Genomic DNA, 24,197 nt, shown 5'->3' with positions numbered 1-24,197 from the left:
AGGCGCTACAAATCCGCAGCTAATAGATCTATCTGCTCCTGCCGCTCCGCCTGATTCAACTTCGCATGCGGATTGAGCGACGACCACTGTGGGTGCGCCCGCGCCTTGTTCAGCGCCTCCGGTAGCTTGCCCTCGCGCCAGCTCTTGTCCTGCGGGGTGGCGACCTGAACTGCGTCCATCGCCGCATGTCCGCGTTGATCCAGCGCAGACAGCAACTGCCGCTGACGCAACGCCAGCAGCCGCAGCACCCCGTCATCCACGGTCAACTCGCGCTGGCCCTTGATCTTGTCCAGCAGACGGCTGCCATAACTGCGCGCCGTTTGCAGCGCGCCGCCGGCAAGCGCACCGGCCAGCGCCGCAGCGCCAAGGGTGATCCCGCCCACCAGCAAATCCACGCCAGCTCCGGCCGCCGCGCCTGCCGCGATCCCGCCGCCGACTCGCACGCCGAGTTGCTTAAGCGTTTCCGGGTTGAACAGGTCATCGCCCCAACGCCCATCCAGCAGCGGCAGATCACTGGCCGCCGCGTCCTGCGGGCGAAACGCATAAAGCTTGAGCAGCGCCTCGACGCACTTCTGTTCACGCTGACGCACGGCTTTGCGCAGTTCGCTGATGGCTTGCTGTTCCTGCTCGGCCTCGCTGACCACGCTGCGCCGGCACGCCGCACAATCGATCAGCAATTCGGCGATCAGGCGTGCCGCACTTTGCTGGCGGGCCAGGCGCTGGGCCTGTTGATCGGCGATCAAGCGTTCCAGTTGCGGACGGGCGTTTTCCAAGAGCAGCGCGAGGCTTTCGTACAGGCGCCGCTCGCCATCTTCCGGCGGCGCAACGCTGTCGAACCGCACCAGCGCATGCAGGCCGAGCCGCGCCAACGCTTCGCGCCAGTCCGGTTCGCGATGGTTGGCGCTGCTGACGAAATTCAGCACCGGCAGCAGCGGTTTACCGCAGCTGGCCAGCACTTCGAGTTCGTCGCGATACTTGGCCAGCACCGGCTCACGGGCGTCGATCACATACAGACCGGCGTCGGAGGCGAGCAGTTGTCGCAGGACTTTCGCCTCCTGTTCGAAACGCTGGCGCGCCTCGCTGCCGTCGAGAAACCGTGCCAGTCGCGCCGGGCCGTCGAGGCGTTCGCCGGGGCGCTCCAGACGCTCGAGGAAATCCAGCAGGGCAATGGCGTCTTCCAGCCCCGGCGTGTCGTAGAGATCGAGCAAGGGCTCGCCGTCCACCGACAACCGCGCGCCCTCGACATGGCGGGTGGTACTCGGGCGGTGCGAGACTTCGCCGAAACCGACGTCACGGGTCAAGGTGCGCAGCAGCGAGGTCTTGCCGACGTTGGTGTGGCCGACCACCGCGAGTTTCAGCGGGGCTTTGCGGGCATCAGTCATGACCGTTCTCCAGCCAGTTCATCGGTGCGCAATCGGCGAACGGCAATTCCAGCTGTTGCAGCGCGACATGCCAGTCGCCGAGGCGGGCGCTGTCCAGCGCTTCACCGGGCGGTGCTTGCAGCAGCCAGACGCGGGTGGCGCTGGCGTTGCGCGCCAGTTCGGCGATCAGCGCGAGGCTGCCGCGATCCGGCGAGCGTCGCGGGTCGCAGGCGATCAGCAGGCGCGCCGGAGGGAAACGGCTGAGCTGTTCGAGCAGTTTGTGCCGTGATTCGCGGCTGTCGAGGATTCCGGCGTTGCTCACGGTTTTCGGCAGGGCCGGTGGCCACGGGCGCTGATCGTCGAGTTCAATGGCCACCAGCAAAGCGCCGTCGCTGGCGTGTTCGCTGACGCTGCTTTCGACGCGATGCAACTGCTCAGGCGCCGCGTCGTTAATGCCGAGACGTTCGCTGGTCGGCATCAGCCGTTCGCGCAGCTGGGCGTAGCCGGGCAGGTTGAGGTCCAGCGCCAGCACGGCTTTGCCGCGATTCCAGCGCCAGAAACACAACAGCGCCAGCAGCAGACGCGGCAGAACGCCGTAGACCACCAGCACGCCAACCAGCCAGGTCGCCCAGGCCTGTCGCGCGCTTTCGATACCCAGCGCCGCGTCGCCACTGGCACGGATCATTTCCACGCTGGGTACGTTGAAACCGAGCAGCGCCGGCAGCGCGCCGAGGGCTTGGGTCAGGTTGATGAAGGTGTCGGCGCTGAGAATGGTGGTTTCCCAGACGAAGCCGTAGCGCCGGGTCGCCATCAGTGTCAGCAGCAACAGCAGGGCGCTGAGCATCGCCAGCAACCACAGACCGTTGACCAATGTGCCGAGCGCCCAGCGATTGAGTTTTTTGCGTTGCAGCATCAGCAGCAGGGCCGGCGCGAGTTGCGCGGCTTTGGCATCGCGAGCGAGTTTTTCGCTGAGCCACAGCCACAAGCGCCCGAGGGTGGCGCCGTGTTCTCCGGCAAAGATCAGCCCCAGCGCCCAGCTCAGCAGCAGAATCAGGTTCAACCCGAGCAGGCTGCCCAAGGCCCAGAATACATTCACCGGTGACTGGCTCAGTGCGGCGAAGGCCAGTCCGGCGCCGCTCAGCAACGCGAAAATCACCAACAGCACCAGCGCCAGACGCGCGCCCTGCAGCCAGTGCTTGAGTGCCGTGCTCAGCCCGTCGCGCTCGGCCAGCCACGCCGCCCGGCGCTGAATACGGCTCGGCAGATCGCCGCCGGCCGCGCGGGCCAGACGATTGGCTTCCAGATCCTCCAGGGGACCTGCGTGCTCTTCACGCAGGCGGATGGTTTCAGTCAGCCAGAGGTTTTGCAGGGGAGTCAGTTCAGTCACGCGCCATTCCGTTGCTCAATTGAGCCATGAGCATAACCGCTGTGGCGCTTATCGGGTCAAGCGAGGCTCTGGTATCCTCGCCGGCATGACTAAATCACTCCCCCTCAGCCTGATCGCAGCCCTCGGTGAAAACCGCGTGATCGGTGTCGACAACAGCATGCCCTGGCACCTGCCGGGGGACTTCAAATACTTCAAGGCCACGACCCTCGGCAAGCCGATCATCATGGGCCGCAAGACCTGGGATTCGCTCGGCCGTCCGCTGCCGGGGCGCTTGAACATCGTGGTCAGCCGCCAGCCAGACTTGGTGTTGGAAGGCGCGGAGGTGTATCCGTCGCTGGAAGCCGCGGTGGTGCGTGCCGAGGAATGGGCGAAAGCGCAGGGCGTCGATGAGTTGATGCTGATTGGCGGCGCGCAGTTGTATGCGCAAGGGCTGGCGCAGGCCGATCGTCTGTATCTGACCCGTGTGGCGCTGAGCCCGGAAGGGGATGCGTGGTTTCCGGAGTTTGACCTGAACCAGTGGAAGCTGGTGTCGAACGTGCCGAATCCGCCTGAGGGCGACAAGCCCGCGTACAACTTTGAGGTCTGGGAAAAAGCCTAAAAGATCGCAGCCTGCGGCAGCTCCTACAAGGTTTACGCATGTCCCCTGTAGGAGCTGGCGAAGCCTGCGATCTTTTGATCTTGCTTTACATCAAGCCTGAGCAAGCTCCGCATGCTCATCGGCATCCAGCAGCGCTTTATCGGTCTGCTGCATCACCTGACTGGTAATCGCACCTGCAGTGATCGAGCCACTCACGTTCAACGCCGTACGGCCCATGTCGATCAGCGGCTCAACCGAAATCAGCAGCGCCACCAGTGACACCGGCAAACCCATCGCCGGCAGCACGATCAGTGCGGCGAACGTCGCGCCGCCACCAACACCGGCCACACCGGCCGAGCTCAGGGTCACAATCGCCACCAGCGTCGCGATCCACAGCGGATCCAGCGGGTTGATGCCGACGGTTGGCGCAACCATCACCGCCAACATCGCCGGGTACAGACCGGCGCAACCGTTCTGGCCGATGGTCGCACCGAACGAGGCGGCGAAACTGGCGATCGACTGCGGAATGCCCAGACGACGGGTCTGCGCTTCGATGCTCAGCGGAATGCTCGCGGCGCTGGAACGGCTGGTGAACGCGAACGTCAGCACCGGCCAGATCTTGCGGAAGAAACGCAGCGGGTTGATCCCGGCCGCTGACACCAGCAGGCCATGCACCACGAACATCAGGCCCAGACCGAGGTACGAAACCACGACGAAACTGCCGAGCTTGATGATGTCCTGCAGGTTGGAACCGGCGACCACTTTGGTCATCAGCGCCAGCACGCCGTACGGGGTCAGCTTCATCACCAGACGCACCAGACGCATCACCCAGGCTTGCAGGGTGTCGATGGCGTTGATCACTTTCTGACCTTTTTCGACGTCATCCTTGAGCAGTTGCAGCGCCGCGACACCGAGGAAAGCCGCGAAGATCACCACGCTGATGATCGAGGTCGGCTTGGCCCGGGCCAGGTCGGCGAACGGGTTCTGCGGAATGAACGACAGCAGCAGTTGCGGCACATTCAGGTCGGCGACCTTGCCGGCGTAGTCGGTCTGGATGGTTTGCAGACGGGCCATTTCCTGAGTACCGGCGACCAGGCCTTCGGCGGTGAGGCCGAACAGGTTGGTCAGGCCGATACCGATCAGCGCCGCAATCGCGGTGGTGAACAGCAGCGTGCCGATGGTCAGGAAGCTGATCTTGCCCAGCGACGAGGCGTTGTGCAGACGGGCCACCGCGCTGAGGATCGAGGCGAACACCAGCGGGATCACGATCATTTGCAGCAACTGCACGTAACCGTTGCCGACCAGATCGAACCAGCCGATCGAGGCTTTCAGCACCGGATTGCCGGCACCGTAAACGGTGTGCAGGGCCACGCCGAACGCCACGCCCAGCACCAGTGCGAGCAGGACTTTTTTCGCCAGGCTCCACGTCGTGTGGCGGGTTTGCGCCAGACCGAAGAGCAGGGCGAGGAACACCAGCAGATTGAGGATCAGCGGCAGATTCATGAAGACTCCGATAAGACTTGTGCCAGTCACCTTCTGGGGCAACTGCGAACCGGCAAGCCTAACAGTTTGATTTCCAATGAATTAATACCGAAATAGCAGGTCGTCCGTCGTTTTTGGAATAAGCGCTTGTCGCTCTTGGCAATGCAACTGGCGTTGAGGAGACGTAAGCGGTCGCTGACAGACGAGGACTGTCACACTTATTTGTTAGCGTCGATGTCTTTCAGTCAGGGAGAAAACGTCGATGAAGTTCGCACCGAAAATGCTCGCTGTGGTGCTTGGATTGGGCTTGGCCGCTCACGCATTCGCCACCGATCTGAAGCACTGGCCGGCGGATCAGGCCAAGGCACTGGACGCGATGATCGCGGCCAACGCCAACAAAGGTAACTACGCGGTGTTCGACATGGACAACACCAGTTACCGCTATGACCTCGAAGAGTCGTTGCTGCCGTTCATGGAAAACAAGGGCCTGATCACCCGCGACAAACTCGATCCCTCCCTGAAACTGATGCCGTTCAAGGACACCGCCGACCACAAGGAAAGCCTGTTCAGTTACTACTATCGCCTGTGCGAAGTCGACGACATGGTCTGCTACCCGTGGGTGGCGCAGGTGTTCTCCGGCTTTACCCTCAAGGAACTCAAAGGCTACGTCGATGAGCTGATGGCGTCGGGCAAACCGGTGCCGGCGACCTATTACGACGGCGAAGTGGTGAAGAACCTCGATGTGCAGCCGCCGAAAGTCTTCACCGGCCAGGCCGAGCTGTACAACAAGCTGATGGAGAACGGCATCGAGGTTTACGTGATGACCGCCGCCTCCGAAGAACTGGTGCGCATGGTCGCGGCCGATCCGAAGTACGGCTACAACGTCAAACCACAGAATGTGATCGGCGTGACCACGTTGCTGAAGAACCGCGAAACCGGCGAGCTGACCACTGCGCGCAAGCAGATCACCGCCGGCAAGTATGACGAGAAGGCCAACCTCGGCCTGGAACTGACCCCGTACCTGTGGACCCCGGCAACCTGGATGGCCGGCAAGCATGCGGCGATCCTGACCTACATCGATGAGTGGAAAAAACCGGTACTGGTGGGCGGCGACACCCCGAGCAGCGACGGCTACATGTTGTTCCACGATGTGGATGTAGCCAAGGGCGGCATTCACTTGTGGGTCAACCGCAAGGACAAATACATGACCCAGCTCAACGGCATGATGGCCAAGCACGCAGCGGCGCAGGCCAAGGAAGGGTTGCCGGTGACGGCGGACAAGAACTGGGTGATCGTGAAGCCTGAAGAAATTCAGTAAGCCCTGAAATCCCTGTAGGAGCTGCCGCAGGCTGCGATCTTTTGATCTTGTTTTTAAGAGCAAGATCAAAAGATCGCAGCCTGCGGCAGCTCCTTGTATCTCGACTATCGCTCCGTCAGGAGCGATAGTTCTCGACTGATCATCGAGGGAGGGACTTGGAAGCCGTGCAGCTCCTTAGGCTTTTTGCCTGTGATGTAGATCGTGCTCCAGCCCTCCACACTCACTCATATAGTTCGAACGGTATCTTGGGCCCGTCTCTGGCGAGAGCTCGCATTCGCAAGGTTGGACAGAGTGCAGTGATGATCGAAAACAGATCAATGGAGAGACACTCATGTCCAGTTTCGTCGGTGTCGATATCGCTAAAAACACCTTTGATATCGCCACGCACTTGCCAAACGGTAAGCACAAAACCAAGGCCAAGCTGCCTAATGACGCGAAGGGTTTCAAAGAGTTTGAAGCTTGGTTGAACAAGCAGGTCGAGCCCACAGCCTCGATCGTGATGGAAGCCACCAGCGTCTATCACCTGGAACTTGCCGAGTTCGTCTACAACAAGGGTTACCGGGTCTGTGTCGTCAATCCGGCCACGACCCATGCTTACGCCGACAGCGAATTGCGCCGGATCAAAACCGATAAAAGCGACGCCAAACTGCTCGCTGATTTTGCTCGGGAAAAGGCTGAAAAGCTTCAGCTTTGGGCTCCGGAGCCACTGAAATACCGCCAACTGAAGGCGATGGTGCGTCGATTGGATGATCTTCAGGAAATGGAGCAGATGGAGCTCAATCGTCTGGATGTGTCCGACGAAAAGGTCAAAGACTCGATCAACTCCGTTCTGCGCCACATCGAAAAAGAGATCGCTGAAACGCACAAAGCGATCAAGAAACACATCGATGATGATCCGGACATGCGCCAGATGCGCGACTTGATCGTGACCATCGACGGTATCGGGCAGAAAACCCTTGAGCGGCTGCTGGCCGAGCTGGGCGACCTGCGCAAATACGACGACCCTCGCAAACTGGTCGCTGCTGCAGGGTTGAACCCTAAGCTGCAGGAGTCAGGAAAACTCAAAGGCAGAACAATTATTTCGAGGGTCGGCTCGGCTCGCGTTCGGGCGGGTCTGTACATGCCAGGCCTGGTAGCGCTGAGGCACAACGAGGCGATCATCGCCATGAAGGAACGCTTGAAGGCCAATGGCAAAGCCCCCAAACAGATCATCTGTGCAGCCATGCGCAAGTTGTTGCACTTCGTCTACGGAGTGCTCAAATCGGGCCAACCATTTGACCCGAAATTGGCACTTGCCCGGTGAGGGGCAAGACGGTATCTACATGGGGTGGTTTGCAAGCATCAGGCAAAAAAATGCCCCGCAGTTGGCGGGGTATTTTTGTTTTGGCGATTCGACGCTTACAGCCCGTCGAGCATCGCCTTGTTACGCACCGCACCCTTGTCGGCGCTGGTCGCCAGCAGGGCGTAGGCCTTCAGAGCGGTGGTCACTTTGCGTGGACGCTGTTCGACCGGCTTCCAGCCTTTCTTGTCCTGCTCGACCCGGCGTGCAGCCAGTTCTTCATCGCTGACCAACAGGTTGATCGAGCGGTTCGGAATGTCGATCAGCACTTTGTCGCCATCCTGAACCAGACCGATCGCGCCGCCGGCCGCGGCCTCTGGCGAAGCGTGGCCGATCGACAAGCCGGAAGTACCGCCGGAAAAGCGACCGTCGGTGAGCAACGCACAGGCTTTGCCCAGGCCTTTGGACTTCAGGTACGACGTCGGGTAGAGCATTTCCTGCATGCCCGGGCCACCTTTCGGACCTTCGTAGCGAATGATGACGATGTCGCCTTCCTTCACTTCGTCGGCAAGGATGCCGCGCACCGCGCTGTCCTGGCTTTCGAAGATTTTCGCGTTGCCTTCGAAGACGTGGATCGACTCGTCAACGCCGGCGGTCTTCACCACGCAGCCGTCCAGCGCGATATTGCCGTACAGCACGGCCAGGCCACCTTCTTTCGAATAGGCGTGTTCGAAGCTGCGGATGCAGCCGTTTTCACGGTCGTCATCCAGGGTTTCCCAACGAGTCGACTGGCTGAACGCAGTCTGGGTCGGGATGCCCGCCGGGCCGGCCTTGAAGAAGTGATGCACGGCTTCGTCGGTGGTCTGGGTGATGTCCCACTTGGCGATGGCTTCTTCCATGCTGCGACTGTGCACGGTCGGCAGGTCGGTGTGCAGCAGGCCACCACGGGCCAGAGAGCCGAGAATGCTGAAGATGCCCCCGGCGCGGTGCACGTCTTCCATGTGGTACTTCTGGATGTTCGGCGCCACTTTGCACAGTTGCGGCACGCTGCGCGAGAGACGGTCGATGTCGCGCAGATCGAAATCGATCTCGGCTTCCTGGGCGGCCGCCAGCAGGTGCAGGATGGTGTTGGTCGAACCACCCATGGCGATGTCGAGCATCATCGCGTTCTCGAACGCCTTGAAGTTGGCGATGTTGCGCGGCAGCACGGATTCGTCGTTCTCGCCGTAGTAACGCTTGCACAGCTCGACGATGGTGCGGCCGGCCTGCAGGAACAGCTGCTCGCGATCACTGTGGGTAGCGAGGGTCGAACCGTTGCCCGGCAATGCCAGGCCGAGGGCTTCGGTCAGGCAGTTCATCGAGTTGGCGGTGAACATGCCGGAGCACGAACCGCAGGTCGGGCAAGCGCTGCGCTCGTACTCGGCGACTTTCTCGTCAGAAGCGCTGGAGTCGGCGGCGATCACCATGGCGTCGACGAGGTCGAGGCCGTGGGAAGCGAGTTTGGTTTTGCCTGCCTCCATTGGGCCGCCGGACACGAAGATCACCGGAATGTTCAGGCGCAAGGCGGCCATCAGCATGCCGGGGGTGATCTTGTCGCAGTTGGAGATGCAGACAATGGCGTCGGCGCAGTGGGCGTTGACCATGTACTCGACGGAGTCGGCGATGATCTCGCGGCTCGGCAGCGAATACAGCATGCCGTCGTGACCCATGGCGATGCCGTCATCCACGGCGATGGTGTTGAATTCTTTCGCTACGCCACCGGCGCGTTCGATCTCACGGGCAACCAGTTGACCGAGGTCTTTGAGGTGCACGTGGCCCGGCACGAACTGGGTGAAGGAGTTGGCAATGGCGATGATCGGCTTCTTGAAGTCGTCATCTTTCATCCCGGTGGCGCGCCACAGTGCGCGGGCGCCGGCCATGTTGCGGCCGTGGGTGGATGTTTTCGAGCGGTAATCTGGCATGGAGCACTCCGGGCGGCTAAATCAGGTATCAAAAGGGAGTGAGCTTCTATTGACGTCTGGAACACTCAGAAATGGCCGTGTGTCCTGGATGTTGCTGATGACTTTGCGGGATCGCCGCTTGCCTCAGCCTGAGCTCATAAACCCGCCGGGGGATGAATGGCGATGAATCAGCCGATTCTACACCGCTGGCGTCTGGAGGGAATGGCGCAAAGCGTTGTTCCAGTGCCGACGGTGCGTATGGCATGACGACTGGCAGGCTCAATCGCTGCCAGAGGGCGTGACGGCGCCGTTTTCGATGACGCTGGCGCGATGGCTGATCCGCTTGTTCAATGCCAGTGCGATGCAACTGAGCAGAACAAAACTGTAGCCGAGGGTCGCTTGCAGATTGCTCGGGCTGAGGCTGATCAGTGCGCTGATCAACCCACCACAAATAAAAATGATTGTGCTGCCGGCCGAGGCTGACGTACCGGCGTTCTCCGGGAACAGGTCCATGGCTCGTGAGGTGGCGGCCGGGCGTGAGATGGTGGTGCCGGCGGTGCAGATCAGCATCGGGATCAATACCGTGGCGGGCGAGAGCGCGAAGTGCTGCGACAGAAATAGCATCACCAGCCCCGCCAGCAGGATCAGGCTCAACCCGGCCACGATCTGTTGCGCAGAACTGATGCGTCGGCTCAATAGCGCGGCGGCAATTCCGCCTGTTACATAGGCCGCACCGTAGATCAGCAGGATCAACGAGAAGTCGAAGGCGGACAGCTGCAATTGATCCATGAAGATCAACGGCGAAATGACGATGAACGAGAAGTGGCAGGCGAATGCGAAAGCTGAAATCAGCCAGTAGCCGACGAACTCGAAATCCCCGAGCACCCGTCGATAGGCTCTGAGGAAATTGAGCGGTGTAGCGTTGACGTCTGGCCGAGCACCGTCGAGAAATAGCCAGGCCTTGAGCAACACCGCAGCCGCGAGTGCGATGAACAGCCAGAAGCTGCCGCGCCAGCCCAGGGCCGCTTGCAGGAAGCTGCCAGCCAGCGGTGACAGGGAGATGAAGATCCCGGTGGCGGTCACCATCAGGATTCGCAGGCGGTCGCGCTCCTTGCCATCGAACAGATCCTGTACCAGCGCCTGCGACAGGACAAAACAGCCGCAGCCGATGGCCTGCACGATGCGAAAGGTCATGAACAGCGTGTAGTGACTGGTCATCACGCAACCAATGGCGCCGAGGATCGAGACTCCCATGCCGGCGAGTAAAAGTCCCTTGCGCCCGATGACGTCGGACAACGGCCCGATCACCAGTTGGGCGAAGGCAATGCCCACGGCAAACAGGCTGATCGACAGCGCGATGTCGGCCGGAGTGCGGGCGAAGTGTTCGGCCAGCGCCGGGAACGACGGCAGCAGAACATCCAGCGGAAACACCCCCAGCAGCACCATGGCCAACAGCAGACTGACCGCCCCGCGGCGTTGTCGGGTTGTTACTGCCTTTCGTCCTTCACGCATCGATCAGTCCTGCCTTGGCGAAAAGTTTACGGTTGTTGGGTAGTGCGAAAAATCCGGCCCTTTCGAGTGCGGCAAGCGTGGCCACGGCTCCGGATCTGGCACGCTGGCGGCTGGCGTGCTCGTTGGTCAGGCTGTCGAGGATTTCCTTGATCGCACCTTCGCCGATACCGGCGCGGCGCAGGCTTTGGTGCAGCCATTGCTCGTCGACTTCGAAGAAGGTCGCCAGGGTCTCCAGCAAGGTTCTGGCAACGAAGGCGCGCTGGCGGCTGTTCAGGGTCAACCAGAGGTAGTGGAAGACTTCGGAAAAAAACCGGCTGTGGCGCGCTTCGTCAGCGAGGTGATCGCGCAACATGTCATTCACGCTGCTGACCAGCGTTTCCCGACACACATCCAGCAGCTCCCGGGCAATGATGGTTTCCGAGACGAAACCCAGCAGAAACCATGCCAGTGGGCGTTTACTCTCCGGCGTTCGGGCAATCTGACCGGTCAGGCGGGTGATGCGCAGCGGCATCTGCGGGCGACCGGTAAAACCATGCAGTTCGGCGATCTGTTCGGCCAGATGATGGGAGAACAGCGCGTGATAACCCTCGTCGGTATACAGCTGCAGCGCGGCGGTTTTCATCCGTGGAGGAATGTACGCGGGCAACTCGCCGTGGACGATGGTTTCCACGGCGCGGTTGACGATGCGGTGTTCAAGCAGCGTGGTGTAGTCCAGGAAGTGCACCAGGTGGCTGGCTGCCAGCCGATGCATGACCTTGCTGCCTGCGGCTTCGATGGCCGGGTGGGACAGATACGGCAGGAAGGCCGGCGGGAACCAGAAGCGGGTCTGCAGTTGCAGCTGCAGGTCTTCCGGCAACCGGTAGTCGTGCCGGCTGGTGCGTACCGAAGCGTGGTTGTTCCAGTCGCCGAGGGTGAATCGAAGCGCCCAGGACGTTGGCGCTTCGGGAAGATCCGTGGATGGCACGTTCATGTCCGTGTCTCCAGCAACAGGTCGCGCATTTCCTGACACATCGCCTGACCGTCGCTGGCACCGCAGCCGACAAAGAACAACGGTTGTTCAGCGCTGCCTTCGAGCTTGAGCAGGGCTTCGACCTGCCGATCAGCGAATGCCCCGGTCAGCCACGTTCCCAGGCCCAGCGCCGTGGCCACCAGTTGAAAGGTCTGCGACAGATGACCCGCCTCGACGAACGCCATGCGATAGGCGCGCGAGTGTTCATACTTCCACCAGAGCTTGTCGAAACGAGCGGTGATGAACAGGCCCAGAGGCAGGTTATTGATGAAATGCTGGCCCGCCAGCAAATGGCCGAGCGCAGGTTCGGGCAATGGGTTGACCCGGCTGAGCGTGTGGTCTGCCGGGTGATAGGCGTAGAGGCCCGGCTCAAGACCCTCGATATTGCGTGCCAGAAGAAAGCCTTCACAGGCATTCAGTCCACCCCCGGAGGGACTGCTGCGACGGGCGCCGAGGCCTTCGGCGATGCTTTCGTCGCGGTCAAGGTCGCGATGGTGAAGAAAACCCAGTGTGAGATACATCAGCGTGCCGACGTCGCCGAGCGTGATCGCTTCGCCAGTAAAGGAGCGGCAGGTTTTTCTCAAGCGCAGGACATTACCCAGGCTGGCGACGGTCAGGGCCGCAGAGGCGGGCAGGGCGATTCGAGGTGCGTCTTCAAGTATCGGGCGATCTTGAGTGGGTGCCGGTGTGGTCAGCACCGCACTGCAATGGTTCAGGTATTGCCTGGACCACTCATGAATATTCTGGGGCGTCTGTTCGCAGGGAATGTTCTGGGTACCAATATGATAAATCTTCGACAGCTCGTCCCAGCCCCATGGCGGACTGTCTATTTTTGCAACGGTTAATATGCCTGCGTTTAGAAGTTGTGAGTCTATTATGTTGCGTCTGTCGAACTGTTCCGGGTTATTGATAAGTTGTGCGAGTCGACAAGAGTAAGTCAGGTCAAGTTCATGTTGGGTGTGGTCTTTATAGTTCCAGACTATTTGTCCGGGCGTGCGCGGCAATATGAATAAATAAGGATTGATGTACATGTTGTATTCATCACTCTGGACGTAGTCGAAAGAACGCTGGGGTGCCGGCACTCCCCAGCGTTCCGGTTTACTTAGCGGGCTTTAGGCGCAACCAGGAAAGCCAGGTTTGCGATTTTGTTGGTTTCCAGAGTAATTGCTTTCATAAGTATGAACTCCTTGTTCATTGAGAGTGAATGTCACCGTCGTGGTGACAACTTAATAATAGGTTGTAATGAATTATTGGCAAGCGATACTTGGGTAGGAAATTTCTATTAATTTTGTCGGAGTGGATGTGCTGCAAGGTCAAGTTTGTAAGTATTAGTTCTTGAAAATCAACGCGCAGGGAAATGTCCTGCGTACATGTAGGAAGTTAGTTGTAGGAAAAGGAAAGGAATTCGACGATATTGCATCGCCGTAAAGCAACGGGAAGCCCGCAGGCTCCCCGTTTCATGAGCCAATCAGCTGTTCGGCAGCAGACGGCAGGTGATGCTCTTGATGTAGCGAGTCTCGGCGATAGCCGGGTGTACCGGATGGTCCGGACCTTGACCGCCGCGTTCGAGCAACTGGATGTTGCGGTCCAGGTGACGGGCGCTGGTCAGCAGGATGTTCTGCAGATCGTCTTCCGGCAGGTGCATCGAGCACGAAGCGCTGACCAGAATGCCGTCCTTGGTCAGCAGGCGCATGGCTTGCTCGTTCAGGCGACGGTAGGCGCCTTCGCCGTTCTTCATGTCTTTCTTGCGCTTGATGAACGCAGGCGGATCGGCAACGATCACGTCGAAACGTTCTTCGCTGGCCTTGAGTTCCTTCAGCGCTTCAAAGACATCGCCTTCGATGCAGGTCATCTTGTCGGCGAAGCCGTTCAGCGCGGCGTTACGCTCGACGCCGTCGAGGGCAAAGCCCGATGCGTCGACGCAGAATACTTCACTGGCGCCGAACGCAGCAGCCTGCACGCCCCAGCCACCGATGTAGCTATAGAGGTCGAGGACACGTTTGCCTTTGGCGTAAGGGGCGAGGCGGGCGCGGTTCATGCGGTGGTCGTAGAACCAGCCGGTTTTCTGGCCGCCAATGACCGGCGCTTCGAATTTCACGCCGTTTTCTTCCAGGGCCACCCACTCCGGCACCAGACCGAACACGGTTTCGACGTAGCGGTTGAGGCCTTCGGCATCACGGGCGGCGGAATCGTTCTTGAACAGAATGCCGCTCGGCTTGAGCACTTGGGTCAGTGCAGCGATCACAGCATCTTTATGCGCTTCCATGGTCGCCGAGGCGATCTGCACGACGAGGATGTCGCCGAAACGGTCGACTACCAGACCTGGCAGCAGATCGGAGTCGCCGTAGACAAGGCGGTAGAACGGCTTGTCGAACAGACGCTCGCGCAGTGACAGGGCCACGTTCAGGCGGTGCACCAGCAGCGACTTGTCCAGCGGCAACTTGATGTCGCGCGACAACAGACGCGCGCAGATCAGGTTGTTCGGGCTCATGGCGACGATGCCCAGCGGCTTGCCGCCGGCAGCTTCGAGGATCGCCTGATCGCCGGCCTTGAAGCCGTGCAGTGGCGTGGCGGTCACATCGATTTCGTTGCTGTAGACCCACAAGTGGCCGTTGCGCAGGCGACGGTCGGCGTTGGCTTTAAGGCGCAGGCTAGGCAGGGACATGACGTCGCTCCGGAAAAAAGAGCGGGAGTATAGCGTGTTGCTCGGCCTGATTGGCTGGTGAGTGGACATGTGGCAAGGGGAATCAGTGATGAAGGAGTTTACTGTGGCGAGGGGGATTTATCCCCGATCGGCTGCATAGCAGCCGCAAACCCCGAACGCAGTTGTCTGACTGACCGCGTGAATCGATTTGGGGCAGCTGCGCTGTCCATCGGGGATAAATCCCCTCGCCACATAAATCCCCTTACCACATGAATTCACTAGCCCCACAGATCAGGCCGACAGCGCGTCGATCAGTTCCTTGTTGAACGCTGGAATATCGTCCGGCTGACGGCTGCTAATCAGATGACCGTCCTTGACCACTTCCTTGTCGACCCAGTTGGCCCCGGCATTCACCAGGTCATCCTTGAGTGTCTTGAAACTGGTCATGGTTTTGCCGTTGACCAACCCGGCGGAAATCAGCAACCAGCCGCCATGGCAGATCACCGCAATCGGTTTGCCGGCGGAGGCCCCGGTTTTCACCAGATGCTGGGCGTCCTGGTCGATGCGGATGGTGTCGGAGTTCTGTACGCCGCCCGGCAGGACGATCGCGTCGTACTGCTCGCTGCTGGCACCTTGAAAGGTCTGGTCGACCTTGAAGTCATCCGCCGGTTTGTCGTGGTGCCAGCCTTTGACCTTGCCGGCCTCGGCCGAAAGGATGTCGACCTGGGCGCCGGCCTGCTCGAGTGCCTGCTTGGGGCCGGTCAACTCGACCTGTTCGAAACCGTCGGTTACCAAAATGGCGACGCGTTTGCCGGTGAGGGAGGTAGTCATCGATAAGCTCCTGAGTCTGCGGGAAATTACCGCCGCGCCGGTGCTTGATTGTCCGGTCGGCCTTACAAAGTCCGAAGCCTGAGCGTGGATGAAAGTTCCTGACAATTGCCCACTGGTGTGTCGTCGTGCGGTTTTTAGAGGTTAGAATCGCCGCCTGTCCCAGAGTGTGTACTTATGTCCCAAGAGCTGACCACCGAACAGATTCAACAATCCCTGCAAGGCATCAGTGTGCCGGCGCAGCCGCAGATCATGGTGGATCTGCAAATGGAGCAGTACATGCCCGACCCGGACCTGGAGGTGATCGCCAAGCTGATCTCCCAGGATCCCGGCCTGTCCGGTTCGCTGCTGAAAATCGTCAATTCGCCGTATTACGGCCTGAGCAACAAGATCACCTCGATCCAGCGTGCAGTGAACCTGTTGGGCAGCCGTTCGATCATCAACCTGATCAACGCGCAGTCGATCAAGGGCGAGATGAACGACGACACCATCGTCACCCTCAACCGTTTCTGGGACACTGCGCAGGACGTGGCGATGACGTGCCTGACCCTGGCCAAGCGCATCGGCACCCAGGCCGGCGACGAAGCCTATGCCTTGGGGCTGTTCCACGACTGCGGCGTGCCGTTGATGCTGCAGCGCTTCCCCAACTACATGTCGGTACTGGAAAAGGCTTACGCCAATGCCAGCGCCGAATGCCGGGTGGTGGACACCGAGAACGCCGAGTTCAATACCAACCACGCCGTGGTCGGCTACTACACCGCCAAGTCGTGGCGCCTGCCGGAACATGTCAGCACGGCGATTGCCAATCACCACAATGCGCTGGCGATCTTCAGCGACGAGTCCTCGCGCAACAGCCAGATGAAGAATCTGCTGGCGATCCTGAAGATGGCCGAACACATCTGTGCGTCGTATCGGGTGCTGGGCAACCAGACCGAGGACCACGAGTGGAACAGCATCGGTGCGCTGATTCTCGATTACGTGGGCTTGTCGGACTACGATTTCGAAACCCTCAAACAGACCATCCGCGACCTCGGCGCGCATTGATTCGAGGACGCCATGCCTGAACTGCCGGAAGTCGAAACCACCCGCCGGGGCATTGCTCCGCACCTGGAAGGCCAGCGCGTCAGCCGGGTCATCGTGCGGGATCGCCGGCTGCGCTGGCCGATCCCCGAAGACCTCGATGTGCGCCTGTCCGGGCAGCGCATCGTGCTGGTCGAGCGGCGGGCCAAGTATTTGTTGATCAATGCCGAAGTCGGCACGCTGATCAGCCACTTGGGCATGTCCGGTAACTTGCGGCTGGTTGAGGCCGGGATGCCGGCGGCCAAGCATGAGCATGTCGATATCGAGCTGGAATCCGGGCTGGCCCTGCGCTACACCGATCCGCGCCGGTTCGGTGCGATGCTCTGGAGTAGCGACCCGCTCAATCACGAACTGCTGATTCGCCTCGGGCCGGAGCCGTTGACCGATCTGTTCGACGGCGAGCGGCTGTTCCAGTTGTCACGCGGGCGTTCTGTGGCGGTCAAGCCGTTCATCATGGACAACGCGGTGGTGGTGGGCGTCGGCAATATTTACGCGACCGAAGCGCTGTTCGCCGCCGGGATTGATCCGCGGCGCGAAGCCAAGAGCATTTCCCGGGCGCGTTACCTGAAGCTGGCGATCGAGATCAAACGCATCCTGGCCGCAGCCATCGAGCGCGGCGGCACCACGTTGCGTGATTTCATTGGCGGCGATGGGCAACCGGGGTACTTCCAGCAGGAGCTCTTCGTTTATGGTCGTGGCGGTGAGCACTGCAAGGTCTGCGGCACCGGTCTGCGCGAGGTGAAGCTCGGTCAGCGGGCCAGTGTGTTCTGTCCGCGCTGTCAGACCTGAGGCAAAAAGCTGAAAAAGTCCTACGGTCTATAGTGAGTGGTCTCACTGTTCAGCCCGAAGGATCGTGCCATGAAGTCCTTGCAAGTCCTGTTTGCCACACTGCTGCTGTGTTTCAGCCTGGCCGTTCAGGCCACGGAAAACGGCAGCGGTGATCCGCGCTACGCCATCCAGAACCCTCCCGCCTACGCCATGATCGGCGATTTGCTGATTGCCCGACCTTTATTGGTGGTGGCAACGGTGCTGGGTGCGGGGGTGTTTGTGGTGTCATTGCCGTTTACCGCGCTGGGTGGCGGGGTGGGCGATGCGGGACAGGCGCTGGTGGTGGATCCGGCGAAAGCTGCTTTTGTGCGGTGTCTGGGGTGTACGGGGGAGGGGTTTGAGCAGCGTGAGTGAGCTGATCCGAGATCAGCGGTGTTATTGATGGCCTCATCGCGGGCAAGCCCGCTCCCACAAGGATTTCGGTGTTCACACGATTTGTGTATCACCACACAACCCTGTGGGAGCGGGCTTGCCCGCGATGGCGTCGGAACAGGCGCTGAAGGACTCAGGCCTTGCCGGTGATCTTGCGGTACTTTTCCATCAACTGTTCTTCAGTCTCCGGATGCGCCTCGTCCAGCGGAATGCAATCCACCGGGCAGACCTGCTGGCACTGCGGTTCGTCGTAGTGGCCGACGCACTGGGTGCACAGGTTCGGGTCGATCACGTAGATCTCTTCGCCTTGGGAAATGGCAGCGTTCGGGCACTCGGGTTCGCAGACGTCGCAGTTGATGCAATCGTCGGTGATGATCAGGGACATGCTAACTCCAGCCGGGGCGGCAGGCCCGGGCGCAATAAATCAATGCGCGCAATTGTGCCGCATTGGCGAGAACAGTGCACGCGGCTGCGATCAAGGGCACGAGACTGCAATCTTTAAAAGCAAAAGATCGCAGCCTTCGGCAGCTCCTACTTTTTGAAGCGCAGGGTCAGCGCATCTGCCACGGCCGGGTGCACGAACTTGCTGATATCGCCGCCCAGCGCGGCGATTTCCCGCACCAGCGTCGAGGAAATGAACGAATAACGCTCGGACGGGGTGAGAAACAGGCTCTCGACGTCCGGGGCCAACTGGCGGTTCATGTTGGCCAGCTGGAATTCGTATTCGAAGTCCGACACCGCGCGCAGACCGCGCAGGAACACATTGGCGTTCTGCTCTTTGGCGAAATGCGCCAGCAGCGTCGAGAAGCCGACCACTTCGACGTTGGGCAGGTGTTTGGTGACCTCGCGAGCCAGCTCAACCCGTTGTTCCAGCGGGAACAGCGGATTTTTCTTCGGGCTGGCGGCGACCGCAATGATCACGTGATCGAACAGGCGCGAGGCGCGTTCGACCAGATCGCCATGCCCTTTGGTAATAGGGTCGAAGGTACCTGGGTACAACACTCGGTTCATCGCGTCGTCCTGGCGGGAGTCCGTTGGGGAGTCGGATGGTATCGCAGCCGTCCCGGTCGGCCAAGTCGCCTGTTGGGTAAGAAAGCACTATAGACGACGCGATAAACCGTTTTTTTCACGGATTTCTCAGCCGATCGGCGAGGGATGTCGCCAGTTGTGCGGTCAGTCCATACACCGACAATTGCGGGTTGGCGCCAATGCTGGTGGGGAACAGCGAGCCGTCGTGAACCGAAAGATTGCTCAGTTGATGATGCCGGCCAAGGCTGTCGGTAACCGCGTTTTTCGGGTCTTCACCCATTGCGCAACCGCCCATCACGTGGGCACTGCCCAGTCGCGTGCGATAGAGCTCAAGGCTCAGACCGTCGATCAATTTGCGCGCCTCGGCCAGGGTGTTCACGTAGCGCGCATCGGCGTGCATCGGCATTACCGCTTTCGCGCCGCCGGCGAACTGGATCTCGGCCATGCTGTGAAACGCGCGACGCAAGCCCTCCCAGGCGTAAGACGAGACTTGATAGTCGAGCACTGGTGAGCCGTCGCCGCGCAATTCGACACTGCCGCCGGGGCTGTCCGGATGGAAGCCGTCGCGCAGCAACGCGAGCATCGCGTGGGTGTGTGGCAGGTCGGCCATGTGTTCGGCGTTCTGCTGGCCGAAGCCGCCGAGCAGCGTTGCCGCCAGTGCCGGTTGCAGCGGTGGCACTTCGAGTTTGTAGCCCATCGGCCCGCTGGTGCCGTCCTTCCACTGGAAATGATCCGAGTAGATCGACTGCGGCGCGCCGTAGAACGGGTTGATCACCTCGTCGAAACGCCCGGCGGACATGTTAACCAGATGCAAAAAGGTGCGTTTGCCGAGGCGCTGATGCGGGTCCGGCGCGTCTGAACGCAAGAGCAGGGCCGGGCTGTTGATGCCGCCGCCCGCCAGCACGTAATGCCGGGCTTTGACCGTGATTTTGCGTCCGGTCGGCGCGACGCAGCGCTCGTCCATCGCCACGCATTGCAGGCCGGTGATTTTGTCGCCGCTGATCAACAGTTTTTCCGCGCGGGCCAGGTACAGCAGTTCGCCGCCCTTTTCCAGGGTCGCCGGAATGGTGGTGACCATCATCGACTGCTTGGCATTGGTCGGGCAGCCCATGCCGCAATAGCCAAGGTTCCAGCAGCCACGGACGTTGCGCGGGATCACGTGCCAGCTGTAGCCGAGTTGCTCGCAGCCCTTGCGGATCACGTCGTTGTTGGCATTGGGCGGGACCCTCCAAGGCGCGACGCCGAGGCGCTGTTCCATTTTCTCGAACCACGGCGCCATCTCGGCCGGGCTGTGGCCTTTGACGTTGTGTTCCCTGGCCCAGTGTTCGAGGGTCGGCTCGGGCGTGCGGAAGCTCGACGTCCAGTTGATCAGCGTGGTGCCGCCCACCGCGCGACCCTGCAGAATGGTGATCGCGCCGTCCTTGCTCATGCGGCCGATGCCTTCCTGATAGAGGCTGCTGTAGGCCTGGTCTTCAAGCATTTTGAAGTCGGAACTGGTCTTGAGCGGGCCTTCTTCGATCAGCAGCACTTTGTAACCGGCGGCGCTGAGGATTTCCGCCGTGGTGCCGCCTCCGGCACCGCTGCCGATGATGGCCACGTCGGTTTGCAGCGTCAGGTCGTCGGTCAGTTGTGCGCCGTTGTAGGTTTTCCAGCCACGGGCAAGGCCTTCGCGGAACGGGTCGGGTACGGGCATTGATCAGGTTCTCTTGTTCTTGTTGTTCTGGCGGGTCCCTTCGAGAGCAGGCTCGCTCCCACATTTGCACCGCAACCCACTGTGGGAGCGAGCCTGCTTGCGAAGGGCGCGACTCGGTTTCAAACAGTCGGCGGGCCGGGATAGCCGCAATGCGCCCAGGACTCGGCGCGGGTGTACCAGGCCATCATCACCATCTGCTGCAAAGAACTGTGGCCCATGCGCAGCAGGCTCAATGAACTGTTCTGCCAACGTTCGAGGAAGTGGCGCATGGCCTCGGGACTGGCGTTTTCCCAACTGCCCCAGATGCCGGTGAGCGGCCCGCGGGTGACGGCCATGCCGAGCACGTCGAACAGTTGTCGGGTGAGTTTGAGCATCTCCGGCGACAGGTGATCGAGGCTGAAGTCCAGCGACTTCAGAGTGCCATCCACCGCACCGGGCATCTTCTCGGTGGTCACGGCGCCTTCGAGCATCACCGGAATCAGTGCCCGCAGGAACAGCAGGTCGCCGTCACGCAAGGTGGCGAAACCGTTGGCCGCGACACTCGATGAGCAACCACTGAGGCTGGCGCCAAGGCCGGCGGTGGCGAGGAACGCGGTGGCACCGAGGCTGAATTTCAGCAGGCCACGGCGCGACAGGGCAGGTGTTTCGGTCAGGCTTGGGTGCATTGTTGTTATTACCCGTCGGTGACGACGATTAGCGGATGAACAGCTTCTGGATCAGTTTCTGGATCGATTTGCCGTACGGCGGATAGATTAACTTCGCGGCGTTGAAGCGCTGTTTGATCAGTACGCCCTTGGCCTTGCTGAAAGTCAGGAAGCCTTCGTGGCCGTGATAGTGGCCCATGCCCGACGGGCCGATGCCGCCGAATGGCATGTCGTCCTGCGCCACGTGCAACAAGGTGTCGTTCAGGCACACGCCGCCGGAGTGGGTCTCGTGCAGCACGCGGTTCTGTTCGCGTTTGTCGTAGCCGAAGTAGTAAAGCGCCAGAGGACGCGGGCGCTGATTGATGTAGGCAAACGCCTGATCAAGATCCTGATACGGCACGATCGGCAGCAGCGGGCCGAAGATTTCGTCCTGCATCACGGTCATCTCGTCGGTGACGTTCAGCAGCAGGCTGTGCGGCATGCGCCGGCCCTGGCCTTGTTCGAACAGCGGAATCAGCAGCGCGCCCTTGCTGGTGGCGTCGCTGACATAACTGTTGAGCCGGGTCAGTTGGCGCTCGTTGATGATCGCGGTGTAGTCCGGGTTGTCGGCGAGGGTCGGATAGAAATTGTTCACCACCTGGCGATAGGCTTCGACGAACGCGCCGACACGGTCTTGCGGCACCAGCACATAATCGGGCGCGACGCAGGTCTGGCCGGCGTTGAGGGTTTTACCGAAGGCGATGCGTTCGGCGGCGTCCTTGAGCGGTACGTCGCCGGAGACAATGGCCGGGGACTTGCCGCCCAGTTCGAGTGTTACCGGGGTCAGGTTTTCCGCCGCCGCGCGCATCACATGCTTGCCGATGCTGGTGGCGCCGGTGAACAGCAAGTGATCAAAGCGCAGACGGGAGAACGCCACGCCGATGTCGGCCTCGCCGAGCACCACGCAGACCAGGTCTTCGGGGAAAATTCGTCCCAGCAGGGTTTTGAGCAGTTGGCCGGTGGCCGGGGTCGATTCGCTGAGTTTGAGCATCACCCGGTTACCCGCCGCGAGCGCACCGACCAATGGGCCGATGGCCAGATACAACGGGTAGTTCCACGGGACAATGATGCCGACCACGCCGAGCGGCTGGTACACGACTTTCGCTGATGCCGGCTGAAAGGCCATGCCGACTTTGCGTCGCGACGACTTCATCCAGCCCTTGAGGTGGCGGCTGGCGTAATGGATACCGTGCAGGCTGGGCATCAGCTCGGCAAGCAGGGTTTCATCGGCGCTGCGATGACTGAAATCTGCGCTGATGGCGTCTATCAAGGCCTGGCGCTCATTGCTGAGCATCTCGCGCAACGCTTTGAGCCATTGCTGACGCTGGGCCGCCGGTGGCATCGGGTTGGCTGTGTAGGCGGCGCGCTGTGCCGCGAACAGCCGATCCAGCTCTTCCAGGGGCTGTTGCAGCGTTTGCAGATAAGCAATGTCGGCAGTCATCGTCGGCTCCGGATTTATTGTAGTGAGGACTTTTTAGAGTCTATGCTCTAGAAAGTCAAATGACTTCCCGACACAGCTTTGTTTTATCCAATTCCGGTTAGGTCGTAAGATGCCCCTCACCGCACTCTGAATTAAAGCTCAAGCCATGGCCCCACGAATAAAAACCAGCGAGCGCATCGTGCAGAACAGCCTCGAACTGTTCAATCAGCAGGGCGAGCGCAGCATCAGCACCAATCACATAGCCGCGCACATGGAGATTTCTCCGGGCAATCTGTACTACCACTTCCCGAACAAGCAGGCGATCATCGCCGTGCTGTTCAGTGAGTACGAGACGCTTGTGGACAGCTTTCTGCGCCCGCCGCAGGGGCGTGCCGCCACCGTCGAAGACAAGCGCTATTACCTCAAGGAGCTGCTGTCGGCGATGTGGGGTTACCGCTTTCTGCATCGGGATCTCGAGCACCTGCTCGACAGCGACCCGGACCTGGCTGCGCGCTACCGGCGCTTTTCCCAGCGCTGCGTGATTCAGGGCATGGCGATCTACGAGGGCTTCGTCGCCGCCGGCATTCTCAAGATGGATCGGGTGCAGATCGAATCCCTGACGATCAATGCCTGGATCATCCTCACCTCGTGGGTGCGCTTTCTGTGCACCACCCGGGAAAACTCCAACCACCTCAGCGAACAGGCCATCAAGCGTGGCGTGTATCAGGTGCTGGTGCTGGAAGCCGGATTCGTCACCGATCAGGCCCGCGAAGAGGTGAATGCCTTGTTCGACGAGTTCTACGTGCCGCTGGCCCAGGCCCTGGAGGAAGGGCGGTAATCCATTTCGAAGTCGCTCACAGGAGTCCGTTATGCCGATTGCGCAACTGCTCAGCCCGACCGCACTGGATGCCCGCAAGGAGCAGCCGGGGCTGGTGATTCTCGATTGTCGTTTTGCCCTCGAAGACCCGGACTACGGGCAGCGCAGCTATGCCGAAGGGCACATCGCCGGCGCCCGCTTCGCCGACCTTGAACGCGACCTCAGTGGCAAAGTGGTCAAAGGCGTGACCGGACGTCACCCGTTGCCCGAGCCGGCGGCGTTGATCGAGCGTCTGCAGGCGTGGGGCATCAATGTCGACAGCGACGTGGTTTTGTACGACGACGGCCCTGGTTCCTATGCGGCCCGCGCCTGGTGGTTGCTGGCGTGGCTGGGCAAGCGCGATGGCGTGTTCATTCTCGACGGCGGCCTCAAGGCCTGGCACGCGGCGGGTTTGCCGCTGAGTCTGGATGCGCCATCGGTCAGTCGCGGCAATTTCAGCGGGCAACCGGACATGAAACTGCTGCTGAGCGCCGAACAATTGCAGAAGCGCCTTGCGCAGCCGTCGCTGACATTGCTCGATGCCCGGGCCTTGCCGCGCTTCAAGGGTGAGGTGGAACCGATCGACCCGATTGCCGGGCACATTCCCGGGGCGCAATGCGCGGCGTTTACCGAGAACCTCGGCGGCGACGGGCGGTTCCTGCCAGCGGAGCAGCTCAAGCAGCGTTTTGCGGCGAAACTTGGTGATCGTTCGCCAACGGACCTGGTCGCTTATTGCGGTTCCGGGGTGACGGCGTGTCACAACCTGTTTGCGTTGTGCCTGGCGGGGTATCCGCTGGGTTCGTTGTATGCCGGGTCGTGGAGTGAGTGGATCAATGAGCCTTCCAGAGGTATAGCCACGGGCGAATAACAGCAAAAGATCGCAGCCTGCGGCAGCTCCT

The 24,197-nt window shown here is 60.7% G+C and carries 22 protein-coding genes; 8 read left to right on the top strand and 14 right to left on the bottom strand.

From position 1 onward, the window contains the following. Positions 1 to 5 precede the first annotated feature (5 nt). Together ACYZUM_RS24800 and ACYZUM_RS24795 are read right to left on the bottom strand one after the other, a co-directional pair. Complete coding sequence (locus tag ACYZUM_RS24800) at positions 6 to 1,382, bottom strand: GTPase/DUF3482 domain-containing protein (RefSeq protein WP_108184117.1); 1,377 nt, start codon at positions 1,380 to 1,382, stop codon at positions 6 to 8. Further along, positions 1,375 to 2,748: a DUF2868 domain-containing protein gene (locus tag ACYZUM_RS24795; RefSeq protein WP_108184116.1), complete on the bottom strand. Its 1,374-nt coding sequence runs from the start codon at positions 2,746 to 2,748 to the stop codon at positions 1,375 to 1,377. The genes ACYZUM_RS24800 and ACYZUM_RS24795 overlap by 8 nt, the downstream gene beginning before the upstream one ends. Positions 2,749 to 2,833: 85 nt before the next feature. Between ACYZUM_RS24795 and ACYZUM_RS24790 the strand changes: the two genes are divergently transcribed. After that, positions 2,834 to 3,346: a dihydrofolate reductase gene (locus tag ACYZUM_RS24790; RefSeq protein ID WP_108184115.1), complete on the top strand. Its 513-nt coding sequence runs from the start codon at positions 2,834 to 2,836 to the stop codon at positions 3,344 to 3,346. A 90-nt stretch (positions 3,347 to 3,436) separates the two neighbouring features. Here ACYZUM_RS24790 and ACYZUM_RS24785 read toward each other — a convergent pair whose 3' ends face one another. Further along, on the bottom strand, positions 3,437 to 4,828 hold the full coding sequence (locus tag ACYZUM_RS24785; RefSeq protein WP_096795779.1) for an L-cystine transporter: 1,392 nt from the start codon (positions 4,826 to 4,828) through the stop codon (positions 3,437 to 3,439). A 241-nt stretch (positions 4,829 to 5,069) separates the two neighbouring features. On the opposite strand from ACYZUM_RS24785, the gene ACYZUM_RS24780 reads away from it, so the two are divergent. Together ACYZUM_RS24780 and ACYZUM_RS24775 are read left to right on the top strand one after the other, a co-directional pair. Beyond that, a complete protein-coding gene (locus tag ACYZUM_RS24780) occupies positions 5,070 to 6,125 on the top strand; it encodes an HAD family hydrolase (RefSeq protein WP_108184114.1) in 1,056 nt (351 codons plus the stop codon). 331 nt (positions 6,126 to 6,456) lie between these two features. Further along, complete coding sequence (locus ACYZUM_RS24775; RefSeq protein ID WP_108181669.1) at positions 6,457 to 7,428, top strand: IS110 family RNA-guided transposase; 972 nt, start codon at positions 6,457 to 6,459, stop codon at positions 7,426 to 7,428. Between the two features lie 95 nt (positions 7,429 to 7,523). Here the strand turns inward: ACYZUM_RS24775 and ilvD are convergent, their stop codons facing one another. From ilvD to ACYZUM_RS24745, 6 genes are all read right to left on the bottom strand, one after another. After that, the gene (ilvD, locus tag ACYZUM_RS24770) at positions 7,524 to 9,365 is read right to left on the bottom strand and encodes a dihydroxy-acid dehydratase (protein ID WP_007964170.1); all 1,842 of its coding nucleotides are present in this window, start codon (positions 9,363 to 9,365) and stop codon (positions 7,524 to 7,526) included. 258 nt (positions 9,366 to 9,623) lie between these two features. Then, a complete protein-coding gene (locus ACYZUM_RS24765; RefSeq protein ID WP_108184112.1) occupies positions 9,624 to 10,856 on the bottom strand; it encodes an MFS transporter in 1,233 nt (410 codons plus the stop codon). Next, on the bottom strand, positions 10,849 to 11,826 hold the full coding sequence (locus ACYZUM_RS24760; protein WP_108184111.1) for a diiron oxygenase: 978 nt from the start codon (positions 11,824 to 11,826) through the stop codon (positions 10,849 to 10,851). Before ACYZUM_RS24760 ends, ACYZUM_RS24765 begins: the two co-directional genes overlap by 8 nt. Next, complete coding sequence (locus ACYZUM_RS24755) at positions 11,823 to 12,896, bottom strand: SagB family peptide dehydrogenase (RefSeq protein WP_108184445.1); 1,074 nt, start codon at positions 12,894 to 12,896, stop codon at positions 11,823 to 11,825. Before ACYZUM_RS24755 ends, ACYZUM_RS24760 begins: the two co-directional genes overlap by 4 nt. A 437-nt stretch (positions 12,897 to 13,333) precedes the next feature. After that, positions 13,334 to 14,530, bottom strand: coding sequence for a class I SAM-dependent rRNA methyltransferase (locus ACYZUM_RS24750; protein WP_108184110.1), 1,197 nt, complete (start codon positions 14,528 to 14,530; stop codon positions 13,334 to 13,336). A gap of 270 nt (positions 14,531 to 14,800) precedes the next feature. Beyond that, complete coding sequence (locus ACYZUM_RS24745) at positions 14,801 to 15,340, bottom strand: type 1 glutamine amidotransferase domain-containing protein (protein WP_108184109.1); 540 nt, start codon at positions 15,338 to 15,340, stop codon at positions 14,801 to 14,803. 228 nt (positions 15,341 to 15,568) lie between these two features. On the opposite strand from ACYZUM_RS24745, the gene ACYZUM_RS24740 reads away from it, so the two are divergent. The 3 genes from ACYZUM_RS24740 to ACYZUM_RS24730 all read left to right on the top strand — a co-directional run bounded on the left by ACYZUM_RS24740 (position 15,569) and on the right by ACYZUM_RS24730 (position 17,599). Further along, positions 15,569 to 16,381, top strand: coding sequence for an HDOD domain-containing protein (locus tag ACYZUM_RS24740; RefSeq protein ID WP_473061369.1), 813 nt, complete (start codon positions 15,569 to 15,571; stop codon positions 16,379 to 16,381). Positions 16,382 to 16,393: 12 nt separating this feature from the next. Continuing rightward, entirely contained in the window at positions 16,394 to 17,206 is an 813-nt protein-coding gene (gene mutM / locus ACYZUM_RS24735) for a bifunctional DNA-formamidopyrimidine glycosylase/DNA-(apurinic or apyrimidinic site) lyase (protein WP_108184107.1), read from the top strand. Between the two features lie 69 nt (positions 17,207 to 17,275). Then, positions 17,276 to 17,599 (top strand): multidrug transporter, encoded by a 324-nt coding sequence (locus ACYZUM_RS24730; protein ID WP_108184106.1) that lies wholly within the window; start codon positions 17,276 to 17,278, stop codon positions 17,597 to 17,599. A gap of 151 nt (positions 17,600 to 17,750) precedes the next feature. On the opposite strand, the gene ACYZUM_RS24725 is transcribed toward ACYZUM_RS24730, so the two are convergent. The 5 genes from ACYZUM_RS24725 to ACYZUM_RS24705 all read right to left on the bottom strand — a co-directional run bounded on the left by ACYZUM_RS24725 (position 17,751) and on the right by ACYZUM_RS24705 (position 22,463). Next, a complete protein-coding gene (locus tag ACYZUM_RS24725) occupies positions 17,751 to 18,002 on the bottom strand; it encodes a YfhL family 4Fe-4S dicluster ferredoxin (RefSeq protein WP_003195146.1) in 252 nt (83 codons plus the stop codon). Between the two features lie 146 nt (positions 18,003 to 18,148). Beyond that, the gene (coaD, locus tag ACYZUM_RS24720) at positions 18,149 to 18,628 is read right to left on the bottom strand and encodes a pantetheine-phosphate adenylyltransferase (protein ID WP_003229157.1); all 480 of its coding nucleotides are present in this window, start codon (positions 18,626 to 18,628) and stop codon (positions 18,149 to 18,151) included. A gap of 115 nt (positions 18,629 to 18,743) precedes the next feature. Continuing rightward, a complete protein-coding gene (locus ACYZUM_RS24715; RefSeq protein ID WP_108184105.1) occupies positions 18,744 to 20,339 on the bottom strand; it encodes a GMC family oxidoreductase in 1,596 nt (531 codons plus the stop codon). A gap of 119 nt (positions 20,340 to 20,458) precedes the next feature. Then, entirely contained in the window at positions 20,459 to 21,004 is a 546-nt protein-coding gene (locus ACYZUM_RS24710; RefSeq protein WP_108184104.1) for a twin-arginine translocation pathway signal protein, read from the bottom strand. Between the two features lie 28 nt (positions 21,005 to 21,032). Beyond that, complete coding sequence (locus ACYZUM_RS24705; RefSeq protein ID WP_108184103.1) at positions 21,033 to 22,463, bottom strand: coniferyl aldehyde dehydrogenase; 1,431 nt, start codon at positions 22,461 to 22,463, stop codon at positions 21,033 to 21,035. Between the two features lie 145 nt (positions 22,464 to 22,608). Here ACYZUM_RS24705 and ACYZUM_RS24700 point away from each other — a divergent pair, with 145 nt between their 5' ends. Both ACYZUM_RS24700 and ACYZUM_RS24695 read left to right on the top strand, forming a co-directional pair. Next, a complete protein-coding gene (locus ACYZUM_RS24700) occupies positions 22,609 to 23,280 on the top strand; it encodes a TetR/AcrR family transcriptional regulator (protein ID WP_027610562.1) in 672 nt (223 codons plus the stop codon). Positions 23,281 to 23,311: 31 nt separating this feature from the next. Further along, positions 23,312 to 24,166, top strand: a complete 855-nt coding sequence (locus ACYZUM_RS24695; protein ID WP_108184102.1) for a sulfurtransferase — start codon at positions 23,312 to 23,314, stop codon at positions 24,164 to 24,166. Positions 24,167 to 24,197: the final 31 nt, after the last annotated feature.

This window comes from Pseudomonas sp. m6p (assembly GCF_055760375.1).
Note: the sequence above shows the minus strand (reverse complement) of the source record. Positions and strands in the feature narration are given on the sequence as shown.

Coding starts and splice junctions, on each gene's coding strand:
- ACYZUM_RS24765 (WP_108184112.1), bottom strand. CDS start 10,856: ATGCGTGAAGGACGAAAGGCAGTAACAACCCGACAACGCCGCGGGGCG.
- ACYZUM_RS24705 (WP_108184103.1), bottom strand. CDS start 22,463: ATGACTGCCGACATTGCTTATCTGCAAACGCTGCAACAGCCCCTGGAA.
- ACYZUM_RS24780 (WP_108184114.1), top strand. CDS start 5,070: ATGAAGTTCGCACCGAAAATGCTCGCTGTGGTGCTTGGATTGGGCTTG.
- ACYZUM_RS24745 (WP_108184109.1), bottom strand. CDS start 15,340: ATGACTACCTCCCTCACCGGCAAACGCGTCGCCATTTTGGTAACCGAC.
- coaD (WP_003229157.1), bottom strand. CDS start 18,628: ATGAACCGAGTGTTGTACCCAGGTACCTTCGACCCTATTACCAAAGGG.
- ACYZUM_RS24715 (WP_108184105.1), bottom strand. CDS start 20,339: ATGCCCGTACCCGACCCGTTCCGCGAAGGCCTTGCCCGTGGCTGGAAA.
- ACYZUM_RS24695 (WP_108184102.1), top strand. CDS start 23,312: ATGCCGATTGCGCAACTGCTCAGCCCGACCGCACTGGATGCCCGCAAG.
- ACYZUM_RS24790 (WP_108184115.1), top strand. CDS start 2,834: ATGACTAAATCACTCCCCCTCAGCCTGATCGCAGCCCTCGGTGAAAAC.
- ACYZUM_RS24785 (WP_096795779.1), bottom strand. CDS start 4,828: ATGAATCTGCCGCTGATCCTCAATCTGCTGGTGTTCCTCGCCCTGCTC.
- ACYZUM_RS24755 (WP_108184445.1), bottom strand. CDS start 12,896: ATGTACATCAATCCTTATTTATTCATATTGCCGCGCACGCCCGGACAA.
- ACYZUM_RS24750 (WP_108184110.1), bottom strand. CDS start 14,530: ATGTCCCTGCCTAGCCTGCGCCTTAAAGCCAACGCCGACCGTCGCCTG.
- ACYZUM_RS24730 (WP_108184106.1), top strand. CDS start 17,276: ATGAAGTCCTTGCAAGTCCTGTTTGCCACACTGCTGCTGTGTTTCAGC.
- ACYZUM_RS24710 (WP_108184104.1), bottom strand. CDS start 21,004: ATGCACCCAAGCCTGACCGAAACACCTGCCCTGTCGCGCCGTGGCCTG.
- ACYZUM_RS24725 (WP_003195146.1), bottom strand. CDS start 18,002: ATGTCCCTGATCATCACCGACGATTGCATCAACTGCGACGTCTGCGAA.
- mutM (WP_108184107.1), top strand. CDS start 16,394: ATGCCTGAACTGCCGGAAGTCGAAACCACCCGCCGGGGCATTGCTCCG.
- ACYZUM_RS24700 (WP_027610562.1), top strand. CDS start 22,609: ATGGCCCCACGAATAAAAACCAGCGAGCGCATCGTGCAGAACAGCCTC.
- ACYZUM_RS24800 (WP_108184117.1), bottom strand. CDS start 1,382: ATGACTGATGCCCGCAAAGCCCCGCTGAAACTCGCGGTGGTCGGCCAC.
- ACYZUM_RS24760 (WP_108184111.1), bottom strand. CDS start 11,826: ATGAACGTGCCATCCACGGATCTTCCCGAAGCGCCAACGTCCTGGGCG.
- ACYZUM_RS24775 (WP_108181669.1), top strand. CDS start 6,457: ATGTCCAGTTTCGTCGGTGTCGATATCGCTAAAAACACCTTTGATATC.
- ilvD (WP_007964170.1), bottom strand. CDS start 9,365: ATGCCAGATTACCGCTCGAAAACATCCACCCACGGCCGCAACATGGCC.